14 protein-coding genes and 1 pseudogene are annotated in these 13,416 nt (G+C 58.2%); 6 read left to right on the forward strand and 9 right to left on the reverse strand.

Features of this window, described 5'->3' with window-relative positions; translation table 11 throughout:
• Window position 1: 1 nt before the first annotated feature.
• On the reverse strand, window positions 2-289 hold the full coding sequence (gene traL / locus EL2594_RS14605; protein WP_011415885.1) for a type IV conjugative transfer system protein TraL: 288 nt from the start codon (window positions 287-289) through the stop codon (window positions 2-4).
• Between the two features lie 33 nt (window positions 290-322).
• Window positions 323-655 (reverse strand): hypothetical protein, encoded by a 333-nt coding sequence (locus EL2594_RS14610; RefSeq protein ID WP_011415886.1) that lies wholly within the window; start codon window positions 653-655, stop codon window positions 323-325.
• 364 nt (window positions 656-1,019) lie between these two features.
• On the opposite strand from EL2594_RS14610, the gene EL2594_RS14615 reads away from it, so the two are divergent.
• The 3 genes from EL2594_RS14615 (at window position 1,020) to EL2594_RS15550 (ending at window position 2,318) form a co-directional block, all read left to right on the forward strand.
• Window positions 1,020-1,511: a hypothetical protein gene (locus EL2594_RS14615; protein WP_006834206.1), complete on the forward strand. Its 492-nt coding sequence runs from the start codon at window positions 1,020-1,022 to the stop codon at window positions 1,509-1,511.
• A complete protein-coding gene (locus tag EL2594_RS14620; protein ID WP_006834205.1) occupies window positions 1,504-1,719 on the forward strand; it encodes a helix-turn-helix transcriptional regulator in 216 nt (71 codons plus the stop codon). Before EL2594_RS14615 ends, EL2594_RS14620 begins: the two co-directional genes overlap by 8 nt.
• 209 nt (window positions 1,720-1,928) lie before the next feature.
• Window positions 1,929-2,318, forward strand: coding sequence for a hypothetical protein (locus tag EL2594_RS15550; RefSeq protein WP_196793211.1), 390 nt, complete (start codon window positions 1,929-1,931; stop codon window positions 2,316-2,318).
• Between the two features lie 591 nt (window positions 2,319-2,909).
• Here EL2594_RS15550 and EL2594_RS14630 read toward each other — a convergent pair.
• Complete coding sequence (locus tag EL2594_RS14630) at window positions 2,910-3,140, reverse strand: hypothetical protein (protein ID WP_006834202.1); 231 nt, start codon at window positions 3,138-3,140, stop codon at window positions 2,910-2,912.
• An 85-nt stretch (window positions 3,141-3,225) separates the two neighbouring features.
• On the opposite strand from EL2594_RS14630, the gene EL2594_RS14640 reads away from it, so the two are divergent.
• A protein-coding gene (locus tag EL2594_RS14640) for an IS3 family transposase (RefSeq protein WP_369765956.1) occupies window positions 3,226-4,418 on the forward strand; the annotation gives its coding sequence in 2 pieces (ribosomal slippage) (window positions 3,226-3,475 and window positions 3,475-4,418; 1,194 coding nt in all).
• 138 nt (window positions 4,419-4,556) lie between these two features.
• On the opposite strand, the gene EL2594_RS14645 is transcribed toward EL2594_RS14640, so the two are convergent.
• From EL2594_RS14645 to EL2594_RS15700, 3 genes are all read right to left on the reverse strand, one after another.
• Window positions 4,557-6,143 carry an ABC1 kinase family protein gene (locus EL2594_RS14645; protein ID WP_006834199.1) on the reverse strand — a complete coding sequence of 529 codons (1,587 nt, stop codon included), beginning with the start codon at window positions 6,141-6,143 and terminating at the stop codon, window positions 4,557-4,559.
• A complete protein-coding gene (locus tag EL2594_RS14650; RefSeq protein ID WP_006834198.1) occupies window positions 6,140-6,706 on the reverse strand; it encodes a MarR family winged helix-turn-helix transcriptional regulator in 567 nt (188 codons plus the stop codon). Before EL2594_RS14650 ends, EL2594_RS14645 begins: the two co-directional genes overlap by 4 nt.
• Before the next feature lie 330 nt (window positions 6,707-7,036).
• The gene (locus EL2594_RS15700) at window positions 7,037-7,222 is read right to left on the reverse strand and encodes a MarR family transcriptional regulator (protein WP_228135198.1); all 186 of its coding nucleotides are present in this window, start codon (window positions 7,220-7,222) and stop codon (window positions 7,037-7,039) included.
• A 263-nt stretch (window positions 7,223-7,485) separates the two neighbouring features.
• Between EL2594_RS15700 and EL2594_RS14655 the strand changes: the two genes are divergently transcribed.
• Together EL2594_RS14655 and EL2594_RS14660 are read left to right on the forward strand one after the other, a co-directional pair.
• The gene (locus tag EL2594_RS14655; RefSeq protein ID WP_011415890.1) at window positions 7,486-8,373 is read left to right on the forward strand and encodes an alpha/beta fold hydrolase; all 888 of its coding nucleotides are present in this window, start codon (window positions 7,486-7,488) and stop codon (window positions 8,371-8,373) included.
• Window positions 8,370-8,783 (forward strand): hotdog fold thioesterase, encoded by a 414-nt coding sequence (locus EL2594_RS14660; protein ID WP_006834195.1) that lies wholly within the window; start codon window positions 8,370-8,372, stop codon window positions 8,781-8,783. The genes EL2594_RS14655 and EL2594_RS14660 overlap by 4 nt, the downstream gene beginning before the upstream one ends.
• Before the next feature lie 156 nt (window positions 8,784-8,939).
• On the opposite strand, the pseudogene EL2594_RS15420 reads toward EL2594_RS14660, so the two are convergent.
• The 3 genes and pseudogenes from EL2594_RS15420 to EL2594_RS14670 all read right to left on the reverse strand — a co-directional run.
• A pseudogene (locus EL2594_RS15420) lies at window positions 8,940-9,119 on the reverse strand (IS3 family transposase); the annotation flags it as partial.
• A gap of 311 nt (window positions 9,120-9,430) precedes the next feature.
• Complete coding sequence (locus tag EL2594_RS14665; protein WP_049762517.1) at window positions 9,431-12,163, reverse strand: TonB-dependent receptor; 2,733 nt, start codon at window positions 12,161-12,163, stop codon at window positions 9,431-9,433.
• Between the two features lie 167 nt (window positions 12,164-12,330).
• Window positions 12,331-13,401, reverse strand: coding sequence for an acyl-CoA dehydrogenase family protein (locus EL2594_RS14670; protein WP_011415892.1), 1,071 nt, complete (start codon window positions 13,399-13,401; stop codon window positions 12,331-12,333).
• Between the last annotated feature and the right edge of the window lie 15 nt (window positions 13,402-13,416).

The following is a 13,416-nucleotide window of genomic DNA, read 5'->3' on the forward strand; positions in this document are numbered from 1 at the left end:
CTCAGCCCGCCAGCAGGCGGCAATGGGAGGGCGGCGTGGCTTTCAGCCCCAGGAAACTCCCGGGCAGATACCAGTACGCAGCGTGCACCAGCGCCGATCCGGCACCGCGAGCCTTTGCCTTCCGCAAGGCAAGCCAGGCTCCGGCGGCCAGGCCGATACCGATGAAAATGTGCTGCGCGAGAATGCCCCAGGCGAAGGGGATGAGAATCCCTGCAAACTCGTCGATGGTCCAGAAGCCGATTAGCTCCGGATCGTCGAGCCGCCGTGGAACAAGATACCTGTCGGCCATGATGCCGCCCTCCTGTTGTGACCGGGTTCGGGGTCAGATGACCGCGGTCACGACCGAGGTGACGATCGGCACGCCGGTGCCGACGCCGATCCCGACGCCCACCGGCACGGCGATCTGGCCGAGCGAAAAGCGCCCCGAGGCAAGCCCGATTAGGCCCGCAGCGAGGCTGAGCACGGTGATGATCTTGCCGCCCGAGCCTTCGAGGAAGTCGGTGAACTTGGTCAACGCGGGATCGAAGGTGGTATCGGCCCCGGCAAAGGCGGCACCGGCGCAGGCCAGCGCCACGCAGGCGGGAAGAATGTAGTCGCGGCCGCGAGCCCCGTTGGGCGAGCGCTGCTGGACCGGAAGGGCAGTCTTGGTGGTCATGGATGGAAACTCCGAGGATTGAACATCAGCCAGCGATGCGTTCGCTGTATGTTCTTTCCTCTCCCCGGAGCCGGGCTGTAGGAAATCGGGAATTGGATTTTGGGGCTTTCGACCAAGCAAAAAGCGACATCGGGAGGTGCGATGCACGGGATTCGCGCAGGCTGATCGCGCAACAGCGCTGACTGTGCCGGCATCTGAGCGAAGAGAGCCGCGATATGCGCGCAGGCGACCGAAATTCGCGCGAATCGTCGGAGGAAGCTGATCGTTCCTTCCTCTATGTTCTCTAAATGTTCTTTTTGTTTTCCTACAGGCTTCCTTCGCGGTTAGCCGGAGAGTCGATCACTCTGGAGATAAGGATTCGTCGATGACCAACATGGCGCTCTTTGCCGAACAACAGGTTCGCGCCGACCTCGCCCGGCTGCTTTTGGCCGCCGTCGAAGCCAGCGGCCGTGCCCGCTGCGACATCGCTCGCGACGCGCAGATCCATAAGGATGCCCTGCGCCGTGTTCTTGCGGGCGAACGCTCGGCCAGCCTCGGCGAAGCCTTGCGCATTCTTGCCGCGAGCGGCGTCGCGCCGCACGCACACCTGCTCCTGTTCCTCGTCAGCGGCGGCGATCACGCGATTGCGTGGCTGCAATCGGACCTCGCGCAATTCTTCGAGGACTTTTCCGGCGAACTGCCTTCAGCGCTCGAGCGTGTCTTGGGCAACCAGGTTCACGATGTGAAGCCGCGCTGGGCCAAGGGGACCGCGCACCGCGTCGCCCGCTTGCTCTCCGACCACATCGACGAGCTCGAACGCAAGGATGCGCTGCTTGGCGATGTCTTTGCCGGTGCCGAGGGAGGCCATCGTGGGTGAAGAGATAGACAAAGGAGCGACCGAAACCCGGCGGGTGACGCGGCTCATTCGCCTGCCCGAAGTTCAGCATCGCGTCGGGCTTGGCCGTTCGACAATCTATCGCTGGATGGCCGAGGGCAAGTTTCCGAAGCCCGTGCAGCTGGGTGGATATGCGGTCGCATGGGCAGAAGACGAAGTGGAGGCCTGGATTTCGGACCGCCTGAAGTGACCGCTTATTGGTCTGGAGCTGACTGGTTGGAGGCGGACGTGCCATCGACAGGGGCAGTCAAAGGCATCCTTTGCGCGGTCGCCGGATCGAAGCAGTCGGCCCGATACCCTCGAGTATTGGGAGCGCTCGTCGCTGCAAGAACCGAGCTGATTTCGGAAGCCACCGGCGCCTATTAAGGAACATACAATATTGAGTAGGTCGAGCCGATCATGACAAAGTGCATCGAACAAGATTTCCCGTGTCAAAATCAAGAGTACGATGCGTTCGATCAAATAGCGCTCTTAGAACTAAGCCAGCCAATTTCTGCCCATGAGTTGGTGAACGAGAGCGCATTTTGTGCGGAACTGCCGGTCGACGACGAACTTCGTATTGGGAACATAACGTACAAGCTCTATCTTAAATTCCTCCGTGGTCAGACAGGCCTCTATCACCTGTGGGTAGACTATGACGCCTGCGACGACCATGGCAATTACACGATGTTATGCGTGTATGTCGGGAAAGGGTTTGCTGAGCTTCGCGTTGATAGCCACGTCAAAAAAATGGCCGAAGAATGCCCAGCTATACGTGACATTCACCAGCATGGAGAATCGTCTCTTTAAGTACTACGAGCAATTGTTTCTCGATGTGTACGATTTCGAATTAAACAACATTGAGAATTCTGGCGCAGAACATCTGTTTGCGGTTTGGGATGAGGAACGCCATCACTTGGAAACGCACTTGAATGAGGTTTCCAATCTGAGCAAAATTCAAAGTTTCGACGACTGGTAAGAAGTCGTAATCCGACCGGCCTCAGGTCGAACGAACTCCAGTCTACAGCCCACGCCGTTACCGGTCTGGACGTCTGGTGTTTTGGCGCAGAGCGGCGGCTATATTACACCCCAAAAGCGACCGCCGAGCACGAATATGGCCGCATGATTCTTCAAGAGATCGCACACCTGCGTGGAGCAATGAGAGCTTCCGGATCAGATCGGCTTAATGCCTTCGAATTGGACATCGGCAGCGTGTCCCCGCCAGATGGGCCTTTCAACGTTTTCCGCCAACGCAAAGCCAAAAGATGCGAAATTCCCCAAGTGACTGAGAGCTTCGCATTGCTTAGCGATGGCCTCTACGTTGCTCGGGATCTGAGCCACCTTTTCTGGATATCGCGCTGCTCGTACGATTACCCACTCGGGTCCATTGTCTCCGACAAATCAGATGTTCGGATCGACGTTGGGATTTGAGTGAGTGGACATGATCTCGAAACCCTTCCTTTGGAGCCATTGCTTGACAACTTGAACTGCAAAATCAAGTAGTTCCCAGTCGGTAACCTCAATGAGTTCATCTGAGGCCAGGGAAAACGGATCGACCGATTGCGCGTTTCTAAGGTCGATCAAGCCCCAACCGCCCAACTGCGGTTTCCAGCCTGTCAGCGTCCTTCCCATCGGCCAGAGGTGACCTTCCCCCCGAAAAGTGGTCCGTTTTGAGAGTTAGGATTTCGGCTATTTACGGCTTGATAGGGGCTGATGAATGGCACGGAAGAGATACACGCCGGAACAGATTATCGGGATACTGCGTGAGGCCGAAGTTCGGCTCTCGCACGGAGAGAAGATCGGGGAGATCAGCCGATCGCTGGGGATTTCGGAGCAGAGTTACTATCGCTGGCGACGCGAGTACGGTGGGCTGAAGGTCAGCCAGGCTCGGCGATTGAAGGATCTCAAGAAGGAGAACCAGCGGCTCAGGAAGGCGGTGTCTGATCTTACGCTCGATGCGCTGATCCTGAAGGAGGTTGTCGAGGGAAAGTACTGAGCCCTTCACGGCGTCGGCTGGCCATCGACCATGTGCAGGAGGCATTGGATATCTGCCAGCGCCGTGCCTGCCGGGTCGTTGCCCAGCACCGCTCGACCCAGCGCAAGCTGCCCGCACCACCAGCCGACGAGAAGCCGCTGACAGCTGCAATCATCCGGCTGGCCCAGCAATATGGTCGCTACGGCTATCGCCGGATCACGGCGCTGCTGCGCAATGAAAGTTGGTTGGTGAACGCCAAGCGGGTCGAGCGGATCTGGCGCCGTGAAGGGCTCAAGGTTCCGCAGAGACAGCCAAAGCGCGGGCGTCTGTGGTTCAACGATGGATCATGCGTGAGGCTGCGTCCGCAATATAGTGGCCATGTGTGGAGCTACGACTTCGTCATGGATCGCACCCATGACGGCAAGGCCTTCCGCATGCTTACCGTGATCGACGAGTACAGCCGCCAGTGCCTGGCGATCCATGTCCAGCGCAAGCTCAAGAGCGATGATGTCCTGGCCGTGCTGACCGAGCTGTTCCAACGCCATGGTCCGCCTGATCACATCCGTAGCGATAATGGCGCTGAGTTCACTTCTCATGCCGTGCGCGACTGGCTCTGGCGGATTGGTGTGAAGACTCTCTACATCGAACCCGGATCACCATGGGAGAATGGCTACAACGAATCCTTCAACGGCAAGCTCAGGGATGAGCTTCTCAACGGGGAGATCTTCTACACTCTGAAGGAGGCAATCATCCTGATCGAGCGCTGGCGTATCCACTACAACACCGTCCGGCCACACTCTTCGCTGGGCTACCAGCCGCCGGCCCCACAAACGATCTTGCCTCGTCCTGCCATGCTGCCTTACGCTGCGCTCCAGGCCGCCCAGCAGGGCGACCCCAACCGCCGGAACTCTAACTTAACCGGTGGACCACCCTGATGGGGCAGGTCAGCAGCATGGTGGCGGCAGGCACCGCTTCGGCAGGTTTCTGTTCGGTCATTTCCACTCTTCTCCCTTGATGTAGCCAATATCGGTGCCGGGCGGCCGTGGTCTAAGCGTTCATTGTGTGTGGTCTTATCAGTTCCATCTAGGAATGAGTGCTATTCCCGCGAAAGCCAGAACAATTCCTGCCAGTAACAACGATTGGTCGGCCAGCAATGCGGCAGAGATGATCAACGCTGCCACCACCGGACCCTTGACGGGGGTGCTGCGGTCCTCTTCCCGCGTCAGATGGTTCAGACTGGCTGGGTCGATGGATACCTGAATCGTACCTGATCGAGCGACCGAGGCAACGTTATCGATTAGCTCGGGCAGCGATGCCGAGAAATCAAGCAGGCCACTGCGGACCTTGGCCAAATGATCCCGCGCGGCTCCGATCGAAAATCGCTCGGCAAACAATTGCATCACGATCGGCTTCGTTTCTTCGGCGATATTGTAGTCCGGCGCCAAAGAGCGAACGAAGCCCTCTGCGGTCAGCAGGGTGCGCAGCAAAATAGCGAGGTCGGGCGGCAATACGAGGCGATAATCGCGCAACAATCCGAAAACCCGATCGAAAATTGCCGCGAATTCTATCCCGGCAAGAGCTGTGCCGCTAAATTCCGCGATCAGCTCATCCAGGTCCATCACCAATTGCGCGCGATCCACGAGTGGATTGCCTGCCCAGTCGAGCAGCAGATCGGCCACCTTGTCTATCTGTCCGTTCGCGATAGCGAAAATCAGTCGGACGATTTCCTGACGCCGCGCGCCGCTGAGAAAGCCGACCGAGCCGAAATCGATGAAGCCTACCTGGTTCCCTTCCATCCAGAAGACGTTGCCGGGATGCGGGTCGCCATGAAACTCTCCATTGAGAAGGATCATCCGTAGCACTGCATCGGCATAGCGCTTCGCGAACTGGGCATTCCCTGCCGGATCAGTTGCCGGGTGCCGCGACGCGGGCTTTCCGCCCAGGGCTTCCTGCACATTGATCGTCAAGCCTGTGAGTTCCCAGTGGATCGCGGGCGTCTTCACCCCAAGCATCTCCAGATAACCGCCAATCCTTTCACAGGCACGTGCTTCTGCCGCCAGGTCCATCTCCCGCGCTAAATTCTTGGCGAATGTCTGAAGGAATTCCACGGGTCGATAGCGAGCAATGTCGCTTGACCGACGCTCGGCGAGGCCCGCGAGCCGTGTCAACAGCCTCATGTCCGCCTCGATCCTGGACGCCATGCCGGGTCGGCGGATTTTCACGATAGTCTCGCTTCCGTCCAGCAGGGTTGCGACATAAGTCTGCGCGATAGAGGCTGAGGCGATCGGGTTTCTCTCGAAAGCGGCGAATTCACGTTCCCAGTCGCTGCCCCAAGCCGATACAATCACCGGTTCGATCTTATCGAACGGCAGCGGTTCCACCTGGTCGTGGAGAGTGCCGAACGCGGAAATCCAGGGTTGTGTAAACAGATCGCTTCTGGTCGCCAGGAGCTGGCCAAGCTTTATTCCGACAGGGCCGACATCGCGCAACAGCGCCACCACCGATGCAGGACGCAAGTCCTCGGTATCTGGCTCATTCTCCGAAACCGGCATAAAGCCAAGCAAGCTTCCGAGATTTTTCAGACCGTGCCGGGCGAAAATCTGACCGAGTTCTGCTAGCCGCGTCAGTTCACCGACACTGTTTTCCAGATCATGCTTCATCGGCTTTCTTCGCAAGTGTCAGCCTGCTTCTGATTCTCCGCAACTTTTCGAAGCATCGTACGCAGGAGGTCGATTTGAGGCGCAGACATTCCCTTCCAGAGAATTTCGTGGAGTCGATCAGCCGCTTCGCGCAGTTCCGGCCAGATGGTTCTTACTTGCTCGGTGAGGTGGAGGTTCCAAACCCTTCGATCGTGCGCCGCCCGCTCTCGCTCGATCAAACCTTTTTCAACCAAAACTGCGACAGCCTGTCCTATCGTCGCCGATTCAAGCTCGAGCAGGCGAGAAATCTCGGTCTGTGTTAGCGTAGGTTCTCGCAACAAGGACGCGATGATCCGCCATTGTGTTTGATTGAGGTCGAGCCCCACGATCAGAGCGTCGAAGGTCCGCCGAGCGGTCCTGTTCACCTCTTCTAGCAAATAAAGGATGTCATCCTTTTCGTTGGGGGCGTAATCACGTATCTCATCTTTCGGCATATGCTTATCCATAGCGCTATCTTGGAAGGCTCGCGCATGCCTGGCGTGTTCAAGCTCAGCGTCAACCATATTCGCTAGCAGTGCCGCCATGCAAACACTCGCTGATTTCACGCTACAGCAGAAACTGAATCCGATGGTCGCTCAAGCTGATAAGGAACCGAACGGCGCTGGGTGAGTGCGGGGGCTCCGGCCACCTCGCCTGCCACGACTGCCGGGATGTTATGATCGCATGCGCTCGGCGTCCCTCATCTGAGCATCAGACCCCCTGAAGGGCAAACGCGGGCGTGAACGCGGGGCATGGGCTCGATTTCGAGTGATTATGGCTCGCTGCCCAGATTGTCATGCATCCTAGCCAGCGATCCGCGTAAGCGCTCCAGTTCCCCAAAACGGATCCCCCCGAGCAAGCGAGCATACATTGCATCAGCTTCTACTCGCATCTTGGGAAGTAGCTCGATTGCGGCAGGGCGTAAATGAACCCGCCAAACGCGCCTGTCGTTCTTCGCGCCTGCGTCTTTCCACCAGCTCAAGTTCTTCCAGGCGATCAATAGTCTGGCCGATGCTAGCGCGCTCTAGCTTCAGTTCCCGAGCCAGCTCTGTCTGGGTCATGCCTGGGCTCCGAAAGATAAGCCAATATACTCCATTGCGTCCGCGTGAGCCCGAATTGTTCAACCGAAGAATCGGCGGTCCTGCGCAAACGCCGGGTCACTTCCTCCATAAGAAAGAACAGCCGATCGGTATCGGTGAGGGAACTTGCCCCCCTTTGTATCCGCGTCATAGCCCGTCATGGCAGCCATCTAGGGCAACCTACCATAGCGGATCAGGAAATAAAGCCGTTTACTGTAAATCGATTTACAATATGAGGTTGCGGTATGCAGTCGCAAACTTTCCATATCGGGGGAGATGGTGGCATCTCCATAGCAGCCGAAGCGACCGGAAATGCCGATGCTTTACCGGTCTTGCTCGCGCATGGGGGCGGCCAGACCCGTCACGCATGGAAACGTGTCACAGCCGATCTCGCCAATGCGGGATTTCGTCCGATCGCAATTGATATGCGCGGTCATGGCGACAGCGAATGGTCTGCCGAGGGCGCTTACGAAACGCGCGACTTCGCTTCAGATCTCGTTGCGATCGCTTCAAAAATGGACCGCAAGCCAGCGCTCGTCGGGGCCTCCCTTGGCGGGTTGGCCGGACTGATCGCCGAAGGACACCTTGCGCCGGGCCGCTTCGCGTCGCTCACTCTCGTCGACATCGCGCCGCGTATGGAGACGGGGGGCGTTATGCGCGTAGTCGGCTTTATGGAGGAGCACGTGGAGACCGGTTTCTCTTCACCGGACGAAGCGGCAGAGGTCATCGCGCGCTACATGCCACATCGCCGCAAGCGCGGAGCCGGCAAGGGCTTACGGCGCTATCTGCGAGAGAAGGAAGACGGCCGCTACTACTGGCATTGGGATCCGGCCTTTATCCGCAACATCACACTAGCCAAGCGAAGCGATCCGGCTCATCAGGAACGCCAGTTTGATGCGCTGAACGATGCAGCCAGCAGGCTTTCGCTGCCATTGCATATTATTCGCGGCGGATCGAGCGATCTGGTTTCCGAAGACGCGGTCGCGCAATTGCTCGAACTTGTTCCACACGCTGAATACACCGACATCGCAGAGGCAACACATATGGTGGTTGGCGATGCCAACGATGCCTTTTCGGCAGCGATACTCGATTTTCTCAAGCGTAATCACAGTCCGCAGGGAGCCGTTACATGACCGATAATCTGACAAGGATCGATCCTAAGCGCCTCGAAGAGATCCTGCAGATTGCCCCGTTTCACCGGTGGCTTGGCCTCACTTTACGGTCATGCTCGAACGAGCAGCTTGAACTGGAGATGCCTTGGCGCGACGAGATCGTGTCAAACCCGGCAATCGGTTCAGCGCATGGCGGCGTGCTCGCCTCTCTGATCGATTTAACCGGGCTCTACACCTTATTGTCGCAAGGTACAGGGGCCAAGGCGACCGCCGATCTGAGGGTCGACTACCACCGCCCGGCAACCTCGGGACCACTCGTAGCATCGGGCAAAATAATCAAGATCGGTAAAAATATCTCGGTCGCTGAAACACGTGTATACGGTCCTACTGGCAACCTTTTGGCTAGCGGCCGCGGTGCCTACGTATGCTAACAGCGTTATCCTAATGGAACTAACTGCAGGGCGAAAATTAGCAGGTCTGTTCCTCGAAGACCTGCAAAATAGTCCCACGACTTTCAGAGCGAATTGCGTCGCGATAGCCGCCTTCCAATGAGTGACGTGACCCCCTGATCTTCCCCCCAGCCGGGATTAGAGCCGAGCTGCGTTGATGCGTATGAGCGCGGTTGAAGCAATGGGCTGCGCAGCGGAGCCCGTAGGGCGTGGCGAAGCAGGCCATTGCTTATCTAGTTCGGCGGCGAACGCCGCCGATGTCGCGTAGCCAAGGGATGAGGGCGGTCTCTCTCGGTTGTAGTCTTCCACCTGACCTGCCCCATCAGGGTGGTCCACCGGTTAAGTTAGAGTTCCGGCGGTTGGGGTCGCCCTGCTGGGCGGCCTGGAGCGCAGCGTAAGGCAGCATGGCAGGACGAGGCAAGATTGTTTGTGGGGCCGGCGGCTGGTAGCCCAGCGAAGAGGGATTCATGCAGCGAACACCGCTGCCGGCCTCTCCCTATCACATCATCGACGATATTGAGCACACGGAACTTTTGTTCGGACGCCACCTAGTCGTGAGCAAATAAAAGTTCGAAAAAGAGGGCTCGACACAGCGAAGCGCCGAACCCTCTTGCAATTAGCGAGTAAGTTTAAAACTTGCCGCGCACGGTGATGCCGTAAGTCCGCGGTTCCGCAAGAAAAGCGGAGAACGTTTGTTGCGGAGCCACGAAAGGCGTGTTGAAGGCCACCTGCGTATACCCAACGTCAAACAAATTATTGACCCATCCCTCGATCGCGAAGCGATCCGCAATATTGGTCAGACCCACACGCCCGTTCACTACGACGAAGCTGTCCTGTTCCTTGCCGAAGAGCAGGTCGGAGCCGGTGTTGTAATCACCAGCCATACGAGCGTTCACGAAGACCAGGCCTTCGAGCCCACTGTCGCCGATTGGCGGCGTCCACGTAAGCGACGATGTTGCCACGATCTCTGGTGCATTCGACAGGTTGTCGCCTGGCAGCAAGCGTAGTGCGGGGTCGAGCGGTGCCCCGGTATCGTCCCCGATAAGATTGTCTTCAAAGCTCGTATCCGAATAGGTGACGCCAAGGGTAATATCCAAATCACGAGCGGGTCGTAGATAGGTTTCGATCTCGACACCTTGAGCGATCACACCTGGTGCAACTTCGTCGGAAGAGCATGCTCCGGTTGTCGCGCTTGCGTCCGTGTCGGCCCCGCCGAGATCGCTATCGCAACTATTGACAGTCTGCACGATGTAGAACGCCCCATTGAAGGTGTTCAATTGGAAATTGCTGAACTCTTGCCGGAAGCCTGCAATGCTAACCCCGAACTCGCGCCCCGAGTATTTCAGGCCGATCTCATATGCATTGACTGTTTCTTCATCGAACTGCAGCGCGGCTGCGGAGATATTGGCCGGATCGAACGCAAGCGGATTTGACAGCGCAGACCTGTCGAGGTTGAAACCGCCCGCCTTGTAGCCGCGTGAATACGAACCGTAGACTAGCAGATCGGGCGTAGGCTTCCAGCTCAGGATGGCCGTACCGGTAAACTCCTCTTCATCACGCGAGTCTTCGAGAGAAACTCCATCCAGTTCCGCAGTCGAATTGCCCTGGCAGGAAAGAGCGATGATGCCACCGGCCAGAGGCGCCAAAGTCGGAACACCCAAGAATCCGCCAAGCAAATTGCGGTTTGTCGGACAAACCGTGTTGTCATTGCCGAAAGTCGCGTCGAAGTCCTTGGTTTCGTTTGTATAGCGAAGCCCCAGCGTCAAATCGAGCGTATCTGTGATGGCGAAGATATTATGCGTGAACAACGCGAAGTTTTCGCTCTTCTGGTTGTAGACTTCGCGGGTGCCTCCAAGATCGCTTATGCTGGCCAGATTATTGATACCTGCGAGGACCGCTGGGGTTGCAGCGCCGAATGCCGGGGTTCCTGTCAGCGTGCCGTCCAGTGCAGCCACATTGGCACCGAGGCAGTTCGATGCCCCCGGATTGACCAAAGCCGGGTTGATCGCGATAGCGATGCGGCACGCTACGAAATTGCCGTACTGGGTGCCGAACCGCAGATTGTCACGCACCTGCAGTTTTTCATTGGCGTAATACGCGCCAATCAACCAATCGAGTTTCCCGTTGAAGGCCTCGCCACTCAGGCGCAGTTCCTGAGTGAATGTTTCGAATTCTCGAGCAAGCGCATCCTCGGTCGGAGCACGGTAGAGAATGTCGACCGTGGTGTAATCGGTGTCCGATCCCTGACTGTTGGCATATTCACGATAACCGGTGATGGACGTCAAAGTTACGTTCCCGAAGTCCCAATTCAATTCCCCGGAAATACCGTAGTCTTCTGTTTCCCCTTCGTAGCTCCTGCCCGGAGTAGGATACAGATCGCGGTTGAATGTGTCCTGGGTGAGGGCACGCGAATCCTGCCCAAGCGCAAGCAAGATCGGAATGATCGGATTGTCGGTACTCGTCAGCGCAGGCCCGCCCGATGGCCGCGTAAACGGATCAAGCCCGGCGCTGACCCGTGCAAGCGGCGCAAACTCAGGTTGGACGAACGTCGCAGCGCAGCACGCTTCGTCCTTTTTGGAATAATCCCCGACAAGGCGAATGGACAGGTCGTCGTTGGGTTCGAACAGGAGCTGACCGCGGACCAGATAACGATCGCGATTGTTGATCGTCCCGCCGTTGGTAACATCGTTGTAGAAGCCGTCGCGCTCGAAATACACGCCGTCCACGCGCGCAGCTACTCTGTCGCCAAGCGGAGCGTTTATGCCGCCTTCGACGCGGATCGCATCATAGTTGCCATAAGTGAAGGCCCCATACGCGCTGAAATCGAACTCGGGCGGTGCGGTATAGATATTGATCAGGCCTGCTGATGAGTTCCGCCCGCCCAAAGTACCTTGGGGACCGCGAAGTATCTCGACCCTGTCGATAGGGCCGAGCTCACTCAGGGCGCTTCCCGAACGAGAGCGATAGACTCCATCGACGAAAACCGCGACCGAACTTTCCAGACCAGGGTTGTCGCCGACCGTGCCGATACCGCGAATACGCGCGGAACCGTTAGCTTCGTTGCCGGTGGAAGATACAAGGAGGGACGGTGCAACCTGGTTCAGTTCACGAATGTCGCTGGCGCCCGAATTCTGGAGGGTTTCTCCGGAAACAGCCGACACGGCAACCGGAACATCCGCCAGGACCTGCGATCGCCCTTGCGCGGTAACGATGATTACGTTCTGGTCTTCGACATCGGCACCTTCAACCAGATCCGCATCAGGTTCGCCAATATCCTGGGCGAAGACGGCGGTCGGCGTGAAGGCCAGTGCCACTGCCAATGCACCAAGGGCGCAATGGTGGCGTGATGGAATTCTTTTCATGTCTCTCTCCTCTACGAATGTGCCCCATCCTGAGCACTTCACGGTGTCAGGACCCGATGCCGACAAGCGCGATTCATTTCAAGACGTGCGGGTTGGGTTGACAGATTATTCCGCATTTTCGACCAGCATGTGGCAAAAATGCCATGCAGGTCTCTACATGAAGGTCTCTAGTAACTCGACAGCTTCGCGAAGCGGTCCTTGAGATATCCCGACGAGCCGAAGCTCGCTTCGAGCACGCGGGCGCGCTTGAGGTAGAAGCCGACGTCGTATTCGTCGGTCATGCCGATACCGCCATGCAGCTGGATGCCCTCGTTCGCCATTTTGTGCATGACGCGGTTGGCCTCCGCTTTGGCGATGGTTGCCGCACGCGCGACCCCGAAGCCGCCATCGACCGCCTGCAGGCCTGCCTCGACCGCGCTGCGCATCTGGGCGAGATCGGCGAAGAGGTCGGCCATGCGGTGCTGCAGTGCCTGGAAGGTGGCGAGCACCTGGTTGAACTGCACGCGCTGCTTCAGATAATCGAGCGTGGTGTCGAAGACCTGCTGCGCCATTCCGAGCATTTCGGCTGCGGTCAGCACGCGTGCCCGGTCGAGCACATCGTCGAGCAGGCTGTCGCCGCCACCAGCGAGCTTGTCCGCCGCCGCACCGTCGAAACTCACGTCGGCATGGCTGCGCTGATCGGTGAGCTTGCGCGTGGTGAGCGAAACGCCATCACTTTTCTCGACGAGATAGAGCCCGTCTTTCGCGGCGACCACGAACAGGTCCGCACCATGCGCTTCGTGGACGAAGGCCTTCTTGCCGGTCAACTTGCCGCCCGAGACGCTCGTCTCGATCGTGCTCGGATCGTGATGTGCGCCCTCGTCGACCGCCAGCGTTGCCACCGTCTCGCCGCTGGCAAGCCTGGGCAGCCACTTGGCCTTCTGCTCCTCGCTGCCGCCCAGCACGATTGCGCTGGCCGCGATGGTCGTGGCGGCCAGCGGGCTGGCGGTCAGCGTCTTGCCGAGTTCCTCGACCACGAGACCAGCCGACATGAAGCCGAAATCCGAACCGCCGTGGTCTTCCGGGATGATGACCCCGGCCCAGCCCATCTCGGCCATCGTGGCATAGGCATCCTTGTCGTAAGCGTGGGGCTCGCCGCTTGCGCGGACCTTGCGGAACTCGGTCACCGGGCTTTCGTTGGTGGCCCAGTCGCGCGCCATGTCGCGCAGCATTTCCTGTTCTTCGTTGAGAACTGCCATTGTTCGAGCTCCCCT

This window comes from Erythrobacter litoralis HTCC2594 (assembly GCF_000013005.1).
In the GTDB taxonomy this organism is placed as follows: Bacteria; Pseudomonadota; Alphaproteobacteria; order Sphingomonadales; family Sphingomonadaceae; genus Parerythrobacter; species Parerythrobacter litoralis_A.